The 19,582-nt window shown below is 71.8% G+C and carries 18 protein-coding genes; 8 read left to right on the plus strand and 10 right to left on the minus strand.

The features are described 5' to 3' along the window. Nucleotides 1-46 precede the first annotated feature (46 nt). Nucleotides 47-517: a hypothetical protein gene (locus BLA60_RS05050; RefSeq protein ID WP_075131568.1), complete on the plus strand. Its 471-nt coding sequence runs from the start codon at nucleotides 47-49 to the stop codon at nucleotides 515-517. A 100-nt stretch (nucleotides 518-617) separates the two neighbouring features. Continuing rightward, the gene (locus BLA60_RS05055; protein WP_154814133.1) at nucleotides 618-1,199 is read left to right on the plus strand and encodes a hypothetical protein; all 582 of its coding nucleotides are present in this window, start codon (nucleotides 618-620) and stop codon (nucleotides 1,197-1,199) included. 11 nt (nucleotides 1,200-1,210) lie between these two features. Here BLA60_RS05055 and BLA60_RS05060 read toward each other — a convergent pair whose 3' ends face one another. The 6 genes from BLA60_RS05060 to BLA60_RS05085 form a co-directional block, all read right to left on the minus strand. After that, the gene (locus tag BLA60_RS05060) at nucleotides 1,211-2,869 is read right to left on the minus strand and encodes a fumarate hydratase (RefSeq protein WP_084734665.1); all 1,659 of its coding nucleotides are present in this window, start codon (nucleotides 2,867-2,869) and stop codon (nucleotides 1,211-1,213) included. Between the two features lie 315 nt (nucleotides 2,870-3,184). Next, nucleotides 3,185-4,156, minus strand: coding sequence for a sigma-70 family RNA polymerase sigma factor (locus BLA60_RS05065; protein ID WP_075131570.1), 972 nt, complete (start codon nucleotides 4,154-4,156; stop codon nucleotides 3,185-3,187). Nucleotides 4,157-4,515: 359 nt separating this feature from the next. Next, nucleotides 4,516-7,272 carry a tetratricopeptide repeat protein gene (locus BLA60_RS44735; protein ID WP_211288612.1) on the minus strand — a complete coding sequence of 919 codons (2,757 nt, stop codon included), beginning with the start codon at nucleotides 7,270-7,272 and terminating at the stop codon, nucleotides 4,516-4,518. Beyond that, entirely contained in the window at nucleotides 7,269-9,038 is a 1,770-nt protein-coding gene (locus BLA60_RS05075) for an HSP90 family protein (RefSeq protein ID WP_075131571.1), read from the minus strand. The genes BLA60_RS44735 and BLA60_RS05075 overlap by 4 nt, the downstream gene beginning before the upstream one ends. 128 nt (nucleotides 9,039-9,166) lie before the next feature. Next, nucleotides 9,167-9,592 carry a D-aminoacyl-tRNA deacylase gene (gene dtd, locus BLA60_RS05080; protein ID WP_075132059.1) on the minus strand — a complete coding sequence of 142 codons (426 nt, stop codon included), beginning with the start codon at nucleotides 9,590-9,592 and terminating at the stop codon, nucleotides 9,167-9,169. Nucleotides 9,593-9,616: 24 nt separating this feature from the next. Next, a complete protein-coding gene (locus tag BLA60_RS05085; RefSeq protein WP_075131572.1) occupies nucleotides 9,617-10,357 on the minus strand; it encodes a class I SAM-dependent methyltransferase in 741 nt (246 codons plus the stop codon). Between the two features lie 101 nt (nucleotides 10,358-10,458). Between BLA60_RS05085 and BLA60_RS05090 the strand changes: the two genes are divergently transcribed. Further along, entirely contained in the window at nucleotides 10,459-10,770 is a 312-nt protein-coding gene (locus BLA60_RS05090; RefSeq protein WP_084734667.1) for a DUF3099 domain-containing protein, read from the plus strand. Here BLA60_RS05090 and BLA60_RS05095 read toward each other — a convergent pair. Further along, nucleotides 10,767-11,642, minus strand: coding sequence for a carbohydrate kinase family protein (locus BLA60_RS05095; RefSeq protein WP_075131574.1), 876 nt, complete (start codon nucleotides 11,640-11,642; stop codon nucleotides 10,767-10,769). The two genes, BLA60_RS05090 and BLA60_RS05095, sit on opposite strands and share 4 nt — an antisense overlap. Before the next feature lie 47 nt (nucleotides 11,643-11,689). Here BLA60_RS05095 and BLA60_RS05100 point away from each other — a divergent pair, with 47 nt between their 5' ends. From BLA60_RS05100 to BLA60_RS05110, 3 genes are read left to right on the plus strand one after another with little or no spacing between them, the layout of a single operon-like run. Beyond that, complete coding sequence (locus BLA60_RS05100) at nucleotides 11,690-12,502, plus strand: ABC transporter permease (RefSeq protein WP_245811833.1); 813 nt, start codon at nucleotides 11,690-11,692, stop codon at nucleotides 12,500-12,502. Then, nucleotides 12,495-13,289, plus strand: coding sequence for an ABC transporter permease (locus tag BLA60_RS05105; RefSeq protein WP_075131575.1), 795 nt, complete (start codon nucleotides 12,495-12,497; stop codon nucleotides 13,287-13,289). The genes BLA60_RS05100 and BLA60_RS05105 overlap by 8 nt, the downstream gene beginning before the upstream one ends. Beyond that, nucleotides 13,286-14,245: an ABC transporter ATP-binding protein gene (locus BLA60_RS05110; protein WP_075131576.1), complete on the plus strand. Its 960-nt coding sequence runs from the start codon at nucleotides 13,286-13,288 to the stop codon at nucleotides 14,243-14,245. The genes BLA60_RS05105 and BLA60_RS05110 overlap by 4 nt, the downstream gene beginning before the upstream one ends. Here the strand turns inward: BLA60_RS05110 and BLA60_RS05115 are convergent. Together BLA60_RS05115 and BLA60_RS05120 are read right to left on the minus strand one after the other, a co-directional pair. Then, nucleotides 14,230-15,138, minus strand: coding sequence for a pseudouridine-5'-phosphate glycosidase (locus BLA60_RS05115; RefSeq protein ID WP_075132060.1), 909 nt, complete (start codon nucleotides 15,136-15,138; stop codon nucleotides 14,230-14,232). The two genes, BLA60_RS05110 and BLA60_RS05115, sit on opposite strands and share 16 nt — an antisense overlap. An 89-nt stretch (nucleotides 15,139-15,227) precedes the next feature. Further along, entirely contained in the window at nucleotides 15,228-16,034 is an 807-nt protein-coding gene (locus BLA60_RS05120) for a sporulation protein (RefSeq protein WP_075131577.1), read from the minus strand. Nucleotides 16,035-16,092: 58 nt separating this feature from the next. On the opposite strand from BLA60_RS05120, the gene BLA60_RS05125 reads away from it, so the two are divergent. Beyond that, nucleotides 16,093-16,335: a DUF3039 domain-containing protein gene (locus BLA60_RS05125; protein WP_075131578.1), complete on the plus strand. Its 243-nt coding sequence runs from the start codon at nucleotides 16,093-16,095 to the stop codon at nucleotides 16,333-16,335. A 3-nt stretch (nucleotides 16,336-16,338) separates the two neighbouring features. Here the strand turns inward: BLA60_RS05125 and BLA60_RS05130 are convergent, their stop codons facing one another. After that, nucleotides 16,339-17,520 (minus strand): YihY/virulence factor BrkB family protein, encoded by a 1,182-nt coding sequence (locus BLA60_RS05130; protein WP_154814134.1) that lies wholly within the window; start codon nucleotides 17,518-17,520, stop codon nucleotides 16,339-16,341. 252 nt (nucleotides 17,521-17,772) lie between these two features. Between BLA60_RS05130 and BLA60_RS05135 the strand changes: the two genes are divergently transcribed. Beyond that, nucleotides 17,773-19,506 (plus strand): DEAD/DEAH box helicase, encoded by a 1,734-nt coding sequence (locus tag BLA60_RS05135; RefSeq protein ID WP_075131579.1) that lies wholly within the window; start codon nucleotides 17,773-17,775, stop codon nucleotides 19,504-19,506. The last annotated feature ends 76 nt before the right edge of the window (nucleotides 19,507-19,582 follow it).

Consider the following 19,582-nt stretch of genomic DNA (forward strand, 5'->3'; position numbering starts at 1 on the left):
TGCGGCGCTGTGCAACGCGCCGGCGCCGGCGGTTCGTCCTGAGAGCATGAGACGCCTAGGAACCGTTGTTGGCGCCGGTGTCCTGCTCTTACTGACGGCAGCCTGCGCCAACCAGCAGGAGAACCCGACCACCCCTCCTCCCACCCCGACCACGACGGCGCCGGCCGACACCGAGCCGGCCCGCCAGCCCGCGCGCACACCGCCCGCCGGCGGTGAGCGGGTCGCTCCCCAGCAGATCGACGCCACCGCCCTGCCCAAGGGCTACCCGGTGATGGTCTGGACCGAGGACGACGGCCGCACGCTGGGCGTCGTCACCCAGGAAGGCGGTTGCGGCAAGGCCAGTGTCGAGGTGTCGTCGCAGGACTCCGCCCGGGTCGCGGTGACGATGGTGGAGACGGTGCCCAGTGATCCGGCACCGTGCACGATGGACCTGCGGTACCCGAAGGTCACCACCGAACTCGACCAGCCGCTCGACCAGCGGACCGTCGTCCTGACCAACGAACAACGCAAGAGCTGACGCGTCCCGAGGTGTCCGGCCGTGTCTGCCCCCACGCCCCCGCACGGCCGGACACCACCTCCCATGCAACCTCGCGCCCGCCCGCTACCGTCCATCGACCATGAGGGCATTACTGATCGCGAGCGTGACCGCAGCGACACTCATCGGGCTCGCCGGGTGCGGCCAGAGCGACGACGGCGGCCAGGCCACCGACCAGCCCACCGACCAGACGTCCGTCGAGTCCGCGCCGGCCACCACCGAGCCCAGCCTCACGCCCACGCCGCCGAGCACCAAGCTCGACGAGCCGCCGCCCAGCACGAACCCGGCCGCTCCCGCACCGCCGGTCAGCATCGAGAACCAGGAACCCGTCGTGCCGCCCGGCGTCACCCAGGTGCCCGCCGCCCAGGTCGACGCGAGCGCCGTGCCCGAGTACTACGACCACCGTGGCCTGGTCTGGTCGTTCGACGACGGCCGTGCCCTGCAGACCTTCGCCATGGCCACCAGCGGCTGCGGCGGCGCGGAGGCCAGCCTCACCGGCGAGACCGAGACCGAGGTGCGGATCGAGCTGCGCCCGCTCGACCAGCCGCAGGGCGGGCCGGCCGACGGCCGCATGTGCACCACCGTCATGACCCCCCGCCCGGTCACCGTCGCCCTCGACGCGCCGCTGGGCGACCGCACGGTCGTCCTCGACGGCGGTCGCTGAACGGCGGTGACTCAGCGGCGGAAGGCGATCTGCAGGGTCGGCTGGGACGTGCCGGCGAAGAAGTCGTTGCCCTTGTCGTCCACCACGACGAACGCCGGGAAGTCGACCACCTCGATCTTCCAGACCGCTTCCATCCCCAGCTCCGGGTACTCCAGGACCTCCACCCGCTTGATGCAGTCCTGGGCCAGCCGCGCCGCCGGGCCACCGATCGACCCCAGGTAGAACCCGCCGTGGTTCTGGCAGGCCTCGGTGACCTGGCGGGAACGGTTGCCCTTGGCCAGCATCACCTGTGAGCCGCCGGCCGCCTGGAACTGCTCGACGTAGGAGTCCATCCGGCCGGCGGTCGTCGGGCCGAACGAACCCGACGCGTACCCGTCGGGGGTCTTGGCCGGGCCGGCGTAGTAGACGGGGTGGTCGCGCAGGTAGTCGGGCATCGGCTCGCCCGCGTCCAGCCGCTCCTTGATCTTGGCGTGGGCGATGTCCCTGGCCACCACCAGCGGCCCGGACAGCGACAGCCGCGTCTTCACCGGCAGTGTCGTGAGCAGCGCGCGGATCTGGTCCATCGGCTGGTTGAGGTCGACGTGCACGACCTCGTCGGTCAGCTCGTCGTCGGTGACCTCCGGCAGGTACTGGGCCGGGTCGCGTTCCAGCTGCTCGATGAACACGCCCTCGGCGGTGATCTTCGCCTTGGCCTGGCGGTCGGCCGAGCAGGACACGGCGATGCCGACCGGGCAGGACGCGCCGTGGCGGGGGAGCCGGATGACCCGCACGTCGTGGCAGAAGTACTTGCCGCCGAACTGGGCGCCGATGCCGAACTGCCTGGTCAGCTCCAGTACCTGCTGTTCGAGGTCGACGTCGCGGAACGCGTTGCCCAGCGGCGAACCCTCCTTCGGCAGGTCGTCGAGGTAGCGGGCCGAGGCGAGCTTGGCGACCTTGAGGTTGTGCTCGGCGGACGTGCCGCCGACCACGATCGCCAGGTGGTAGGGCGGGCAGGCGGCGGTGCCGAGGCTGCGCAGCTTCTCGTCGAGGAACCTGGCCAGGCGCGTGGGGTTGAGCAGCGCCTTGGTCTCCTGGTACAGGAACGTCTTGTTGGCGCTGCCGCCGCCCTTGGCCATGAACAGGAACTCGTACTCGGCCTTGTCGCCGTCCTTGTGGAACAGCTCGATCTGGGCCGGCAGGTTGGTGCCGGTGTTGCGCTCCTCCCAGAAGGTGACCGGCGCGAGCTGCGAGTAGCGCAGGTTCAGCTCCTGGTAGGCGTCGAACACGCCGCGGGCGATGGCCGCCTCGTCCGCGCCGCCGGTCAGCACGTTCTCGGTGCGTTTGCCCATGACGATCGCGGTGCCGGTGTCCTGGCACATCGGCAGCACGCCGCCGGCGGAGATGCACGCGTTGCGCAGCAGGTCCATGGCGACGAACCGGTCGTTGCCGCTGGCCTCCGGGTCGTCGACGATCGCGCGGAGCTGGGCGAGGTGCGAGGAGCGGAGCAGGTGCTGGATGTCGCGGATGGCCTCCTTGGCCAGCAGCGTCAGCGCCTCGGGCGCCACCTGGAGGAACGTCCGTCCGGCCGCCTCGACGGTGCTGACCCCGTCCGGGGTGACCAGGCGGTACTCGGTGTGGGTGTCCTGACCCAGCGGCAGCAGCTCTACGTGGTCGAAGGAGGCGGCGGTCACCGTGATGACTCCCTTGTCGGGTGGTGGGATCGTCCCGACGTTACCGCCCGGCCCGAACGGGTAATCCCCCGTGGTGGGCAACGCCACGGAGCCCCGAAAGCCGGAAGGCCGGGGCGGCCCCCGGCCGTCCCGACCTCCCGTCGCGAGCGATTACGCACCGTCGCTGACAGTCCGCACCGCGTAGTCTCGTGCATCGACCGTGCCGTCTGGGGCAGGTGAAGTCAATGGCGGTCCTGCTCCGTGGGAAGACGTAAGCCGCGCCGCGACAGGTTGCCTGGCTTCGCGACGCGGCTTACGTTCCTCTTTCGTCCCTGGTCAGCTGGCGTACGCGCGGAGGCGCTCCGCTCGCTCACCCTGGCGCAGCTTCGACATGACCTCGCGTTCGATCTGACGCACCCGCTCGCGCGAGAGGCCGAACCGCTTGCCGATCTGGTCGAGCGTGTGTGGCTGTCCGTCATCGAGGCCGTAGCGCAGCCTGATGACCGACTGCTCCCGATCGTCCAGCGTCGCGAGAACGCGGCGCAGGTCGTCGTGCAGCAGGCCGGAGATGACCGCGCTCTCGGCGTCGGTCGCCTCGCCGTCCTCGATGAAGTCGCCGAGTGGGGCGTCCTCCTCCGAGCCGACCGGCATGTCGAGGCTGACCGGGTCGCGGGCGTGGTCGAGCAGGTCGGAGACCTTCTCCGGGGTCAGGCCGACCTCCTTGGCCAGCTCGTCGTGGGTGGCCTCGCGGCCGAGTTGCTGGTGCAGGTCGCGCTTGATCCTGGCCAGCTTGTTGACCTGCTCGACGAGGTGGACGGGGAGCCGGATGGTGCGGCCCTGGTCGGCCATGCCACGGGTGATGGCCTGGCGGATCCACCACGTCGCGTAGGTGGAGAACTTGAAACCCTTGGTGTAATCGAACTTCTCGACCGCCCGGATGAGGCCCAGGTTGCCTTCCTGGATCAGGTCGAGCAGTGGCATGCCGCGGCCGGTGTACCGCTTGGCCAGCGACACCACGAGCCGGAGGTTGGCCTCCAGCAGGTGGTTCTTCGCCCGGTGTCCGTCGCGGACGAGTGCCTGCAGTTCGGTGGTGCTCGCGCCGTCGACGTCGGCGGCGTTGGACTCGAGCATGTGGTGGGCGAACACGCCCGCCTCGATGCGTTTGGCCAGCTCGACCTCTTGGGCCGCGGTCAGGAGCGCGGTCCTGCCAATGCCGTTGAGATAGACGCGGACCAGGTCGGCGGCGGGGCCCTGGGCGTCGAGATCGATCTCGCCGGGCTCCGGGTCGCGCTGTTGTGGGACCGTCATGCTCTCCCTCCCCCTGTTCGTGGGTCGGTGTGCTCTGTGTCACACACCGGCACCTGACGTCCGGTGAGCCTTCGACCGGGTGTCACGGGTCAGGCACTGACCACTCGGCTGGAGCCGTCGTGGGTCCGTCGTTGGCTGGACATTCTGGAAAACGTGCGTGTAGCTCGTTTCGTTCCCGACTTCTCAACCTGGATGACGTCATGCATGCCACACCGGTTGCTCAACTAAACCTGAGCTTTCCCTGAGAACCGGTGGGAGCGCACGGCTGTGACAGCGGGCGCTCCCACTGCATGGTTATGCACGAACGGGTGACACTCGATCAGGAACAGGTCACTTCGGACAGTTACCCGCTGGCGGGGTCACTGGTCGAGCGACTCCAGGTAACCCATCAGTCGCTCCCGCGCGTCCTGGGCGTCCGGCGGGATCTCCCGCGCCGCCGCGGTGAGCAGCTCCCGCGCCTCGGCGACCCGATCGCCGTCGGCCAGCAGCCGGGCCCGCAGCATGGTGGCGGCCACGGACTCCACGATCCCGCCCACCGCGCGGAAACCGTCGGCCGCCGCCGACGCGCGGGCCATCCCGTCGGCCGCGCGGCCGAGGTTGGCGTGGATGCGCGCGGCGTCGTAGTCCAGGAAAGCCTTCTGCCACGCCAGATCCGGGCCGTCGTCAGCAGTCAGCCGGTCTGCCAGTTCGGCCGCCATGGCATCCGCCTCGGCCAGCGCGTCCAGACAGCGCTGCTCCTCGGCGGCCCAGTGCCAGGACAACGCCGCCAGCCGCCGGTTCGCCAGCGCGGCGATCGGCTCGTCCGCCGCACCGAACAGCTCCGCCGCCACGGCGAACTCGGCCGCCGCCTCGTCGTCCCGGTTCAGCTCGTCGAGGATCTCACCGGCGATCCCGTGCATCTGGCCGGCGCCGGCCTGGTTGTCCTCGGCCGCGCACAGCTGGGCGATCTCGGCGCACAGCGGCAACGCCTGCTCGTGCTGGCCCAACGCCCGGTAGGCCCGAACCAGGACGAACCGGGCGTGCTTGCCCGGCTCGACGGCCTCCGGCGGCAACTCGGCCAGCGCCTCCTCCACCGCGTCGGCGGCCTCCTCCGGCCGCCCGGCGGCCAGGCTCGCCTCCGCGAAGGTCACCTTGGCGAGCGCGGTCGGCCGGCCGGCGGCGGCGAGGTCGGCGACCGCGGCGGCCAGTGGCCCACACGCCTCGTCCGCCCGGTCCTGGTCCAGCGCGACCTGACCGGTGAGGGTCCGCGCGTTCGCGCGGACCCCCGGGTCGGTCGTCCGCTCGGCCGCCGTGAACTGGGCGCGTGCCTCATCCCACTCGCCGAGGGAGGCGTGCAGCCGGCCGAGGAGGATCCGTGCCCCGGCCAGCGCGCCGCTGCCCGGCTCGGCCTCGTAGGCGGTCACCGCCCGCCGCAGCAGCGCCATCGCCGCCGTCGTGCGCGCGGGGGTGGCCTTGGCCTCTGCCATGGCCAGGGCGTACAGGGCGTCGCCGACCAGCATCGGATCGCCGTACTCCCGCGCCAGCTCCACCGCCGTGGTGAACGCCGCACGGGCCTGTTCGTCGCGGCCGGCGAGCTCGTGGACAGCGCCGAGGCAGAGCTGGGCACGCACCCGCTGCTGCTCGTCGCCGATGGTCATCAGCTCGGCGGTGGTCGCCGCCACCAGCTCAACGGCCTCCTCGACCCGACCGAGGTGACACCACACCAGGCCGAGCCGACTCCGGTTGACCGCCACCTGGACCGGGTCGCCGAGCTCCTCGTACAGCGCGATCACGCGCTCCACGAGCCGCCCCGCCTCGTCCGGGGCGACCTCGGGGACACGCGCGCTCAGCCGCTGGGCCAGCAGGTCCGACTCGGGATCGGGGCACACCTCGTCGAAGCGCCGCCACACGGCCGCCTCCGCGACGTGGTTGCCGGCCAGCCGCTCGCGGCGCGCCAGCGCCACGAGGTCGGCCGGAGACGCCGGCAGCTCCTCGACCGGCTCGGGGGCCGGGGCAGCGGCCCGGCGGGCCAGACCGGACAGCGGCAGCCGCGCCACGAGCGGCTCCGCCGCGATCGTCGCCTCGATCCGGTCGCCGACCGCCGAGGTGCCGTTGCGCTCGTCGAACCGCCGGGCCAGGCCACGGGCCCGCGCCGCCAGCTCGTCGTGCAGCTGCTTGGCCGGCAGGGTCGTGGCCGGCGCGTCGTCCAGCGCCGGGCGCCGGACCGGGGTGTCGCCGTGGCCGGCGTCGGTGACCAACCGCAGCACCAGCGCCGCGGCGGCGCTGAAGCACAGGTCGGCGTAGGGGCTCGGCGGCTCGGCCAGCCACCCCAGGTGCCGCTCCACCAGCTCCAGGCCCCGGGCGTGGTTGCCGGTCAGCGCGCAGAACGTCAGGTGGTCGCCCATCATCCGCAGCTCGCCCCGGTTGGCCTGGATCAGGCGGTAGGCCCGCCGGTGGGCGCCCGCCGCCTCCTCCAGCCGGCCGGTGCGCAGGTAGGGGACCAGCAGGCTCGTCAGGATCGCCTGCGGCTGTTCGAGACAGTCCAGCGACCCGTCCAGCACCGACAGCGAGGCCGCCACCGCCTCCTCGTCGCGGCCGTTCCAGGTCAGGAAGCGCACCTTCTCGGTCGGCTCGCAGGCCGCGCAGTCGGACAGGCTGCCGCGCGGCGCCGTGCACCACAGCCGGTACTGCTCGGCCGCGGTCTCCCGGTCACCGATGTGCCGGGCGACCGCCTCGCGGTTCTGGTGCACGGGGTTGAGCGTGTGGCCGCCCAGGCGGTACCGCCGCTCCATGTCGTCGAGCATGGCGTAGGCGCTGGCCAGCGGGATGTCCGGGAAGTCGGTCAGCTTGGTCATCCACTTGAACTGCCACAGCAGCTCCTGCTCGTCGTCGGGTCGCCCGCCCTCGCGGTCGAACGCCGCCAGGCACCAGGCGAAGGTGACGAACGCCTTGGCCGGCTCGCCGCCGAAGGTGTACGCGCTGGTCGCGACCATCCGCGCGGCGAACCGCAGCTCGTCCTCGCCCAGGGCGTCGGCGTGGCGGACGATCTCCTCGACGGTGGTGGTCTTGGTGCGCCCGTAGGGCATCCGGTGGGCGGCGCCGAGCCGGTCCCACAGCTCACGGTCGGTGCGGCTCACGGCAGGTCCTCGGTGGTCGGCACGGCCTGGTCGAGCAGGCCGAGGAACGAACGGTTCAGCAGCGCGGCGTCGGCCGGCCGGATCGGGTGGTAGCCCAGCAGCAGCGCCTGCCCGTAGAGCGACTCCACCGCCAGGCGCACCAGGTCGGGTTCGGTGAGCCGGCAGATGCGGCGCACCAGCGGGCTGCGGTGGTTGAGCACCAGCTGGGGGCGGTCCTCGGCCGGCTTCTCGAACGCCGAGAGCACCCCGGCCCACAGCTCGTCGGCCCGCTCGCGGGTGGCGCGCAGTTCGCTCTGGAACGCGGCGGCCCGGTCGACCAGGAACAGCACCGGCAGCGACGCCGGCTCGAACGCGCGCAGCACGACGTCGCAGCCGAACGGGTCCATGCCGCGCTGGGCGGCCAGCAGGAACGGGCGCAGCGCCAGCTCGGCGGCCGGTTCGAGCGCCTCGAACCGGGTGGCCAGGTCGCTGGGTTCGAGCCGGGCGACGGTCAGCTCGGCGTCGAGCGCCGGCAGCCGCTCGATGATCTCCGCGTCGTAGGTGTAGCCGCCGTTGACCAGCGGCAGGTTCTGCGCGGCGGCGACGGCGGCGAGCTGGCGGAAGTCGTCGGTGGTCGCCGAGTAGCGCACGGTGCCGTACCGGGCGCGGAAGTCGGCGAGGGTCATCTGGCCGACGTTGGTCTCCATCGGCCACCACTGGTCGACCAGCCGGAGCATCTCGTCGTCGTGCAGCGCGAGGGCCTTGACGCCGAGGTGGTGGATGCCGAGGAACTGGTTGAGCCGCGCGGGATCGGTGCGGCCCAGGTCGACCAGCCAGCCGCGCAGCGCGTCGCCGAGCGCCTCGCGGGTGCTGTCCAGCAGCGAGTCGGCGTGCAGGGCCTCCCGGCTGGCGGTGGGCCGTAGCTCGCCGGAGTCGACCACGCAGCGGGCGAAGAACGCCCAGTCGGGCAACAGGTCGGTGGCCGACTCGGACAGCAGCATCCGCTTGAGGTAGACGCGGTGGCCGGCGCGCGCGGCCGGGCTCGCGGCGAAGGGCAGCACGAACGCCAGCCCGGTCAGGCCCGCCTCGGGCACCGACAGCTCGACGACGTCGAACGGGGTGAAGCCGAAGGTGTCCTGCGCGTAGCCGACGAGGTCCGCGCGGCGCTGGCCCGGCGTGCGGTCGCCATCAGCACCGTCGGCGCGCCACGGCGGTTCACCGCTGACGGTCTCGCCGTTGACCGTGACCGGGTGGGGCAGCAGGCCGCCGTAGAGGCGGGCCAGCTCGATGACGGTCGGCACGGCGAACCACTGCTCGCAGCCCGGCCGGGCGGTGAGAGTGACGGTGGTGCCGGCGCTCGCCCGCTGGGCGGGGCCGACGGTGTAGGTGCCGTCCGCGCGTCCGACCCAGGCCACGGCCGGTGCGTCGCCGCAGCGGGTCACCACGCGCACGTCGTCGGCGACCAGGAACGCCGAGAGCAGACCGATGCCGAACTGGCCGAGGAACTCGTGGCGGGCGAAGCCGAGGTCGTCGCGCTTGGCGCTGCGGCCGATGGTCGCCAGGAACTCGTGCACCTGGGCCTCGGTGAGCCCGATGCCCGAGTCGCTGATGGTGAGCGTGCGCCCGTCCACCTCGACGGCGATGGTCGCGCCGTCGGTACCGGCGGCGGTGGTGGCATCGACGGCGTTCTGCATCAGTTCCCGCAGGTAGACGCGGGGGCTGGAGTAGAGGTGGTGGCTGAGCAGGTCGACGATGCCGCGAAGGTCGACCTGGAAGGTGCGGTTCACCGGTGGGGGTACCTCGTGTGTGCTGAGTCGGTGGCCGCACCTCACGCGTCCCGAGGGCGCGAGGGGGCTCGGTGGGGACCCAGAAGCATACGGGCCGACCGTCGGTGGCGGTGCGGGGTTTTCGAGGTTCAGACCTCGACGATGACGGTGAACGGGCCGTCGTTGACCGACGTGACGGCCATCATCGCGCCGAACCGGCCGGTCGCCACCCGCGCCCCGCGCCCGCGCAGCTCGGCGACGACCTTCTCGACCAGGGGCTCGGCCACCTCGGGCCGGGCGGCTGCCGTCCACGACGGTCGGCGACCCTTTCGGGTGTCCCCGTACAGAGTGAACTGGCTGACTACGAGTAGTGGTGCGCCGGCGGTGGCGCAGGACTGCTCGTCGCGCAGGACACGCAGCTCATGGAGCTTGCGGGCCATGGTCGCGGCCTGCTCGGCGGTGTCGGTGGTGGTCACACCCAGCAGCACCAGCAGGCCCGGTTCGTCGATCGCGCCGACGACCTCACCGGAGACCGAAACACTCGCCGAACTCACCCTCGCCGCCACCGCACGCACGGCGATCATGGTGGCAGGGGCGTCCTACACGCGGGCAACCAGGTGGAAGTAGCGCGCGGTGAGCAGCTGGGGCATCCGGTCGGCCAGGGTGATCTCCAGCCGGGTCAGGTCGGCGAGGAAGTCGGGGTCCTCGGCGTGCCCCAGGTCGATCAGGTCGGACACACAGCGCACCCCGTAGCGCACGACCTCGGTCACCCCCAGCTCGGCGAGCGCGGTGACGAGCTCACCGACCGGCGCCGGCCGGTCACTGAGCACCGTGCGCAGCGCCTCGTCCGGGTCCAGGTCGCGGACCACGGCGTGCAGCGGGTCGAAGTCGGGGTTGGGGCCCAGCAGCGACAGCAGACCGCCCTCGCGCAGCGGCGCGGTCACGGCCATCAGCACCTCGGCCGGGTCGTCCACGTAGTGCAGCAGGTTGTGGCACAGCACCAGGTCGAAGTCGCCCCGGCCGAAGACCTCGGGCGCGTCGGCCGCACCGGCCTGGACCACGTGCAGCCGCTCACCGACATCGACGCTCTCGGCGGTCTCGATGGCCAGGTTGAGCATCGCGCCGGCCGGGTCAAGGACGGTCACCTCGTGGCCAAGCGCGGCCAGCCGGACGGCCTCGACGCCGGTCCCACCGGCGACGTCGAGCACCTGTTGCGGAGCGGGGTCGAGGTGTCGCAGCAGGTTGGCCTCGGTGACGGTGTAGCGCAGACGTTCCAACGGACTTTCGAGCGGGCGTTGCCGGAACTGGTCCAGTCGGGGGTCGAGCCCGCTCAACGTCATGAGACCTTCATACCGGCTCGACCCGGTCGAGCGATCCATCTCCACCCGGATGGCCCAATCCTCTGGGAGGAGTGGGAGCATGGGTAGCAGGAGGTGGTGTCGTGAAATCCGAGCGGGACGACACCCCGGTGCTCATTACCGAGGCGGCGCGTTCGTACGAGGAAGAGTTCGCCGAGCGCAAACGCAAGTACCTGACGATGATGCTGTTGCGTTTCCCCTGTCTGGTGCTCGCCGGCATCTTCCACGAGACCTGGTGGCTGGCCGTGGGTTTCGTGGTGTTGTCGATCCCGCTGCCGTGGGTCGCGGTGCTCATCGCCAACGACCGTCCGCCGCGCAGGGCCGAGGAGGTCAACCGCTACCAGCGGCCGGCCAAGGCCATCGAGGGCGAGGGCCGCTCCGTCATCGAGGGCTAACGCGGGGGCTGTGCCCCCGTACGCCCCACGGCCAACGCTCCCGCGCGCACACCGGCCAACAGGCTGTCCTCTGTGGACTTTCCGGCGAGCCAGGCGCTCAACAGCCCGGCGTCGAACGCGTCCCCGGCACCGGTCGTGTCCACGCACGCACCCGGCGCGGCCGGCACCGACACCGTGCCGTCGCGGTCCACCCAACTGGCCCCCGCCGGGCCGGTGGTCACCGCGACCGCACCGAAGGCCCCCAGCAGCCGCTCCGCGCTCGCGGCGCTGCGCGAACCGGTCAGCGCCGCCAACTCGTCCAGGTTGGGCAGCAGCAGGTCCACCCCGGCCAACTCCTCGACGAACCGCGCCGGGTCGGTGATCAGGGCGGCGGCCTGCGGGTCGACCGAGGTGGTCAGGCCGGCGTCCCTGGCAGCCGCCAGCATCGCCAGCCCCGCGCCGAGCGTCGACTCGTCGAGCAGCACGTAACCCGACAGGTGCAGGTGCTCGGCGCCGGCCAGCAGCGCCGGGTCGAGGTCGTCCGGGGTCATCCGGGCGCTCGCCCCCCGGTCGGGCAGCATGCTGCGCTGACCCTGGTCGTCGACCAGAACCACGACGCAGCAGGTCGAGGCCTCGCCGTCGAAAGTGAATGCGCAACGCACCCCGGCGGTGGTTAGCTCCTCGAGTGCCTGCCGACCCGCCGCGTCCTCACCGACCCGCGCCACCAACGCCACCTCGGCCCCGCACCACGCCAGCCACGCCGCCGTGTTCGCGCCGGCACCGCCGGTCGTGAGGGCGATCCGCGCCCGCGAGTCGCCGCCGTGCACCACCGGTCCGGAATGGGCCGCGACCACGTCCACCGCCACGTCCCCGACCACGACCACTGTGTTCACGTGCGCACCACCAACTCGAACGATCTCCGACGGGCGAGGTTAACCGCGTGAGCGACACCAGCACCAGTGGGCTGCCCCGGATCCTCGCCGTGGTCGCCGCAGCGGGCTTCCGCCGGCACTCGACCTACCGGCAGGCGACCATCGCCGGGGCGTTCACCAACACCATGTTCGGCTTCATGCGCTGCTACATCATGCTGTCGGTGGTCGACGTCACCGGGCAGGCCGGCGGCTACGACCGCGCGCAGCTGGCGACGTTCGTGTGGGTCGGGCAGGGCCTGCTGGCGGTGGTCAACTTCTGGACGCCGCCCGAACTGGCCGAGCGGGTGCGCTCGGGGGACGTGGTGGCCGACCTGCTGCGCCCGGTCGACCTGATGGCGATGGTGCTGGCCACCGACCTGGGCCGCGCCGGCTACGCGCTCATCACCCGGTTCGTCGTGCCGGTGGTGGTGGGGATGCTGGCCTTCGACCTGTTCCTGCCGGCCGACCCGCTGACCTACGCGGCGTTCGCGGTGTCGGTGCTGCTGGCGGTGCTGATCAGCGCGACCTGTCTGCATCTGGTGGCGCTGACGGCGTTCTGGTTGATGGACGTGCGCGGCGTGACGATGGTGTGGGCGTTGCTGTCCGGTGCGGCCAGCGGGTTGTACTTCCCGCTGACGCTGCTGCCGGACTGGCTGGCGACGCTGCTGTGGGTCGGCACGCCGTTCCCGTCGCTGATGCAGGCGCCGCTGGACGTGCTGGTCGGCCGGGGGTCGGCGGCACTGATGGTCGCCGGGCAGGTGGCGTGGCTGGCGGTGGTGGTCGCGCTGGCGCGGGTGGTGCAGCGGCGGGCGCTGAACAGGCTGGTGATCCAGGGTGGTTGAGCCCTACCTCCGGCTGCTGGTCGCCCAGGTCCGCGGCCAGACCCAGTACCGCGCGTCGTTCGTGGTGGAGTTGGTGTTCAGCACGTTGATGACCGCGCTGGACGTGGTCACGGTGTTCGTCATCTTCAGCGTCAACGACCGGCTCGGCGGGTTCGGTGGGACCGAGGTGCTGATGATCGTGGGCATCGCGGCGTTCGGGTTCCCGGCGGCCGATCTGGTCGTGGGCAACGTGGAGCGGCTGCGGGTCTACGTGCGGACCGGGCTGTTGGACGCGGTGCTGGTGCGGCCGCTCTCGGCGCTGGGCCAACTGGTGGCGATGGACTTCTCGGTGCGCCGGGCGGGGCGGGTCGTCCAGGGGACGGCGCTGTACGTGGTGGCTCTGGTGGTCGCGCCGGTGGTGTGGTCGCCGGGGGCGGTGGTGTTGGTGGTGCTGGCGCCGTTGTCGGCGACGGTGTTCTTCGGCGCGATCTTCGTCGTCGGGGCGACGGTCGCGTTCTGGTGGATCGAGTCCGGTGAGATCGCCAACGCCTTCACCTACGGCGGCCGGGACTTCACCTCCTACCCGATGACTGTCTTCAGTGGACTGTTCCGCCGGGTTTTCGCCTATGGACTGGGATTCGCGTTCGTCGCGTACCTGCCGGCCCTGGCGCTGCTCGGCCGGTCGGACCCGATCGGCGCGCCGGACTGGCTGCGCTGGTGCTCACCGCTCGTCGCCCTGTTCGCCGCCGGGGTCGCCGCGTTGTTCTGGCGTACCGGCATCCGCCACTACCGGAGTACCGGATCGTGACCGCTGTCATCAAGACCTCCGCGCTGCGCAAGGACTTCACCGTCTGGCACAAGACCGGACGACTGCGCAGACAACGCCGCGTCGTGTCCGCTGTGGACGGTGTGGACCTGACCGTCACAGAGGGCGAGCTGCTCGGCTACATCGGACCGAACGGCGCCGGCAAGTCCACCACGCTGAAGATGATGACCGGGATCCTGAGCCCCAGCGGCGGGCAGGTGTCGGTCTGCGGGCTGACCCCGGTTCCCCAGCGGACCACGCTGGCGCTGCGGATCGGTGTGGTGTTCGGCCAGCGCTCCCAGCTGTGGTGGGACCTGCCGCTGTCCGAGTCGTTCTCCCTGCTGCGCCACGTCTACCGGGTCCCGGCCGCCGACCACGCCGCCCGCCTGCGGCGCTGTCGCGAACTGCTCGACCTCGACGCCTTCCTCGCCACCCCGGTCCGCCAGCTCTCGCTGGGCCAGCGGATGCGCGGCGAGCTGACCGCCGCGCTGCTGCACGGCCCGAAGGTGCTGTTCCTCGACGAGCCGACCATCGGCCTGGACGTGCTCAGCAAGCAGGCCGTGCGCGGCTTCCTCGCCGAACTCGACGCGCGCGGCGACACCACGGTCGTGCTCACCACCCACGACCTCGCCGACATCGAGAAGCTGTGCCGCCGGCTCGTGGTGATCGACCACGGCCGGGTCGTGCACGACGGCACGGTCGCGCAGCTGCACGCGGCCTACCGGTCGCGGCGGCGCGTCGTGGTCGACCTCGACGCGCCGTGGCCGGCGGACCTCGTCCTGCCCGGCGCGTCGGTGGAACGGGTCGAGGCCGACGGCCTGCGGGTCACCATCGCGCTGGAGGACACCACCGCCGGCGAGCTGCTCGGCCGGCTCGCCGGCAGCGTCGCGCTGCGCGACCTGTCGGTGCGCGAACCGGAGATCGACGACGTGATCGCCCGGCTCTACGCCGGCAGGTGAGTGGCGATCTCGGCGGCGACCCTGACGTTGGCCAGCACCAGCGCCTCGTTGGTGTCCAGCGACGCGCCCTCGCTGGCGGTGTGGAAGTGCTCCAGCAGCAGCGGGGTGACGTCCCCGCCCCGGACGTCGGCGGCCGCGACCATGGCCATGCCCTCGGCGAGCAGCCGGTCGTGCAGGTCGGCGTCCAGCTCGTGCTCGTGGGGCACCGGGTTGACCACCAGCACGCCCGAGCCGGGGCCGTCGGCCCGGTGCGCGGCGATGACCTCGGCGGCCGAGGCCGGGGTGTCGACCCGCCACGGCACCTCGAAGCGCGACTCGCGCCGGTAGAACGCGGGGAAGGTGTCGGTCCGGTAGCCGAGCACGGGCACCGAGCGGGTCTCCAGCACCTCGACCGTCGCGGCGATGTCGAGCACCGACTTCACCCCCGAGCACACGACCGCGACCGGGGTGGTGGCCAGCACGTCCAGGTCGGCCGACACGTCCCAGGACGACGCGGCGCCGGGGGCTGGCAGGTGCACCCCGCCCAGGCCGCCGGTGCCGAACACGCCGATCCCGGCGGCGTGCGCGATCAGCGTGGTGCTGGCGATCGTGGTCGCGCCGTCGCGGCGCAGGGCGATCGCCGGGCCGAGGTCGCGTGCCGAGAGCTTCGCCAGACCCGACGCCGGGTCGCACACCCGGTCCAGGGCGGCGTCGTCCAGGCCGACGCGCAGCTGGCCGTCGAGCACGGCGATGGTCGCCGGGACCGCGCCGGCCGCGCGCACCACGTCCTCGACGGCGGTGGCGACCTTGCGGTTGCGGCCGGCCGGTAGGCCGTGGGCGAGGATCGTGCTCTCCAGCGCGACGACCGCCCGGCCCTGGGCCAGCGCGGTCGCCACCTCCTCGGCAACCAGCATGTGCTCGCTCTCGTCGAGGGTGCGCACCGCGTCTACCTCCGCCTCACGGTCGTTCGGGTCGTCCACGCCCGAGGATAACCGCGGCCCGGTCAGTCGAAGATGCCGCGCGGTTTGGCCACCTCACGCAGCCAGCCCTCGATCCGCGGCTCCCAGTTCGTGCGCCCCAGCGCGGCGTACTCGACGACGAACATGCCGAGCATCGACTGGGTGCGTCCGTTGAGGCCGCCGCCCTTGGTCACCCGGACCCGCTTGTGCGCGTCCAGCACGATCTGCACGTCCCGTGGCCGGGCCAGGAAGGTGACCGCCAGCTCCTCGAACGCCGACGCGAACGCCGGCGACGGTGCGAAGTTGATCTCCTGGAAGAACGGCAGCTGCTGCTCGGCCCCGTTGAGCCGCTCCTTGACCAGGTTGGCCGAGCGGAACTGGAAGCCCAGCCGGCTCAGCGCGTCGAGGATGCGGTGCTGGGCGGGTACCGGTTCGATCGGGATGGCGTCGACGTCCTGCGGGTCGACCACGGTCTTGGCCAGGTCGAGGTTGGTTTGCAGGCCGACGGCCATCCCGGTGAGGTATTTGCCGAACACCGTGGTCACGGGGGTCTCCCACGGCATCTGCATCTCGAACGGGACCTTGATCTGGGCACCTGCCCTGACCAGCTCGTTCCCCGCGAGATGCACGTTCTGGAAAGGCAGGTCGACGAGGGTCGGCTGGGGGCCGTCGCCCTGTTCGACCCTCGCGAGCAGGGTCACTCCGAGTGACTCGACCTCCTGGTCGACCTGCCCGCCGGTGAGCAGCACCTCGCCGCGCAGTGTGCCGCCGGGGCGCACGTGCCGGTCGAGTATCCGGGCGTCGACGGTGGCGCCGCCCTGGCCGAAGCTGGCCATCACCTTCTGGAACATGGGCGCATCCTGCCAGCAGGTGCGCGGCCGGTGAGCCGTTTCCGGCATCATTGGCAGGGTGAGTACGCAAACGCTGCCCGAGGTCGACACCCGGCCGGAGGGAACAGACACCACGGGTGACGACACCCCGAAGATGTTCCACTACGTCCGCAAGGACAAGATCACCGAGAGTGCTGTCACCGGCAAGATGGTGGTCGCCCTGTGCGGCGAGGTCTTCCCGGTCACCCGCTCGCCCAAGCCCGGCTCGCCGGTCTGCCCGGAGTGCAAGCGCATCTACCAGAACCTGCCCGGCGACGAGTAGTCGCTAGTCGCGGGCGTTGGACCCGCTGGTCCGCTGGTCGGGTCCGGGCGGGCGGTGCTTGCGGGGCCGCCGCGTCGGCGAGGCCTTCACGACCCGGGGCGGCGGCGGTGGCCGCTCGCCGGGCGCGAGCTGCCTCGGCTGGGGCTGCTGGTCGGCCTGCGGCGCCTGGCCGTTGCCGGGCGGCGGCGGGGCCGGTGTGTCGCGGGGGGTGTCGTGCGGCGTGTCGCGGGCCCGGTCCATCTCCAGCCGGCGCCAGCGGCGGCGCTGACGGCGGGTCATCCTGGCCGGCCACATCTCCTGGATCGCGGCGTTGAAGTACGCGCCGATCACGATGGCCAGGCCGATGAAGAACGTGAACAGCAGGAACGCTATCGGCGTGGCCAGCGCGCCGTAGGTGTAGCCGGTGGTGGTGATCCACCCGATGTAGAGCCGTAACCCGATGCTGGAGAGCATGAACACGACCATCGCCAGCATCGCGCCCGGCAGGCCCCGGTGCCAGGGCAGCTTGCGCGGCAGGGCCACCTTGTAGAGGGTGGCCAGGGCCAGCACGATCAGCACCCCGAGAGCCGGGTAGTAGAACGTGTCCACCCAGAAGCTGATCTCCGCGCGCCACGCCACGGGGAACAGCTTGGGCAGCGTGTCCGGGCCGATCGCCAGGATCGGCAGGCCGACCACCAGGATGCTCAGCGACGCCAGGTACAGCAGCAGCGCGAAGATCCGCTGCCACACCTCGTTGCGGACCCCGTACTGGTCGTGCGCGACGGTGATCGCGTCGACGAACGACGACATCGCCGACGAGCCGGCCCACAACGAGATCAGGAAGCCGACCGTGAGGATCTCGCCCCGGCCGTGTTCGAGGATGTCGTCGACGGTCGGCTGGATGATCTGGTCGACGACGTTGGTGCTGAACGCGGTGCGCGACCATTCGATGATCGCGTCGTGCACCGACCGGATGACCTCCTCGCCGAACCAGCTGGCGACGTACCCGAGGCTGCCGAGCAGTCCCAGCAGCAGCGGCGGGAGGGAGAGGATCTGCCAGAACGCGGCCTCGGCGGCCTCGGAGAACAGGTTGCCCTCCCACGCCTTGGACCAGGTCCGGCCGAGCAGCCGCAGCGGCCCCCGGCGCAGCAGGGCGCCGGTACGCTGGGCCGCGTTGCGGTCGGGCTGCTGTGGTGGCGGGCTCATCTCGGCCTCAAGCATGGTCCATCGGACGATGATCGGCGCGACGCGTCCGAAGATCGTGATGATCGTGCTGGACGTGGCGCATCTGACAGGACCGACCTTTCAGCGTGGCGCACCCCGGCGGTGCGCCAGGCCCGAGGGTAGAGTCGTGACGCCCTCAACGGAGCAGGACTCCTCGCTTGAGGGCTTTGGTTTGCCCGGATTTCCCGGAGAGTTGTGCCCGGATCACGTGCCGGGGGAAGGAGCGACCAGCCGGTGACAGCCGAGCCGATCGTGCAGGGGACCGAGGACCGACCGGCCGCGAGGCCGTTGCGCGCCTGGCAGCGCCGGGCGATCACGAAGTACCTGGCCGGCGGGCCGAAGGACTTCCTGGCGGTGGCGACGCCCGGCGCCGGCAAGACCGTGTTCGGTCTGCGGGTGGCCGCCGAACTGCTCGCCGACCGGATCGTCGAGCAGGTCACGATCGTGACCCCGACCGAGCACCTCAAGCACCAGTGGGCCGGCGCGGCGGCCGGCGCGGGGATCGCCATCGACCCGAACTTCCGCAACGGGGCCGGTGCCACCTCCAGCGACTATCGGGGTGTCGCGGTCACCTACGCCCAGGTCGCGGCGCATCCGATGCTGCACCGGGTGCGCACGGAGAACCGCAAGACGCTGGTCATCCTGGACGAGATCCACCACGGCGGCGACGCCAAGTCCTGGGGCGACGCGATCCGCGAGGCGTTCACGCCGGCCGTGCGCCGCCTGGCGCTGACCGGGACGCCGTTCCGCAGCGACGACTCGCCGATCCCGTTCGTCAACTACGAGCCCGACGAGTCCGGGTTCCAGCGCAGCCGGGCCGACCACACCTACGGCTACGCCGACGCGCTGGCCGACGGCGTGGTCCGGCCGGTGATCTTCCTGGCCTACTCGGGTGAGGCGAGCTGGCGGACCAGCGCCGGCGAGGAGTTCACCGCGCGGCTGGGCGAGCCGATGACCGCCGAGCAGACCGCGCGGGCGTGGCGGACCGCGCTGGACCCGCAGGGCGAGTGGATCCCGGCGGTGCTCGGCGCCGCCGACGTGCGGTTGCAGCAGCTGCGTCAGGTCGTGCCGGACGCCGGGGGGCTGGTGATCGCCTCGGACCACGAGTCGGCCAAGGCCTACGCCAGGCTGCTGGAGGTCACCACCGGGTCGCCGCCGGTGGTGGTGCTCTCCGACGACCCGAAGGCCTCCGGGCGGATCGCCGAGTTCGCCGAGTCCGACGACCGGTGGCTGGTCGCGGTGCGGATGGTGTCCGAGGGTGTCGACGTGCCCCGGCTGGCGGTCGGGGTCTACGCGACCAGCGCGTCGACGCCGCTGTTCTTCGCCCAGGCCGTCGGCCGGTTCGTCCGGGCGCGCCGGCCGGGGGAGACGGCAAGCGTGTTCCTGCCGAGCGTGCCGGTGCTGCTGGATCTGGCCAGCCAGCTGGAGGCGCAGCGCGACCACGTGCTGGGCAAGCCGCACCGGGAGAAGGACGGCTGGGACGACGAGCTGCTGGCCGACGCGAACCGGACCAAGGACGAGCCGGGCGAGGAGGAGAAGGCGTTCACCTCGTTGGGCGCGTCGGCCGAGCTGGACCAGGTGATCTACGACGGTTCGTCGTTCGGCACGGCGGCGTTCGCCGGGTCGGCCGAGGAGCAGGAGTACCTGGGGCTGCCGGGGTTGCTGGAGCCCGACCAGGTGCGGGCGCTGCTGCGTCAGCGGCAGGCCGACCAGGTCAGCGACCGGTCCCGGCGGGCACGGGACGCGCCGGCCGAGCAGCCGGCCAAGCCGAGGTCGCAGACGACGGCCGAGCGGCTCGGGGCGTTGCGCAAGGAGCTGAACACGCTGGTGGCGATGTACCACCACCGCACCGGCAAGCCGCACGGGATGATCCACAGCGAGCTGCGGCGGGTGTGTGCCGGGCCGCCGACCGCGATGGCGTCGGTCGAGCAGTTGGAGGAGCGGATCGCGACCCTGCGTTCGTGGTGAGCCGGCGCTGAGGGCGACCCCGGGAACACCGGGCGGATGATCTGCGGATTACCTGTTCGTTGCCGAAACGTGTCGT

This window comes from Actinophytocola xinjiangensis (assembly GCF_001921215.1).
GTDB classification, from domain to species: domain Bacteria; phylum Actinomycetota; class Actinomycetes; order Mycobacteriales; family Pseudonocardiaceae; genus Actinophytocola; species Actinophytocola xinjiangensis.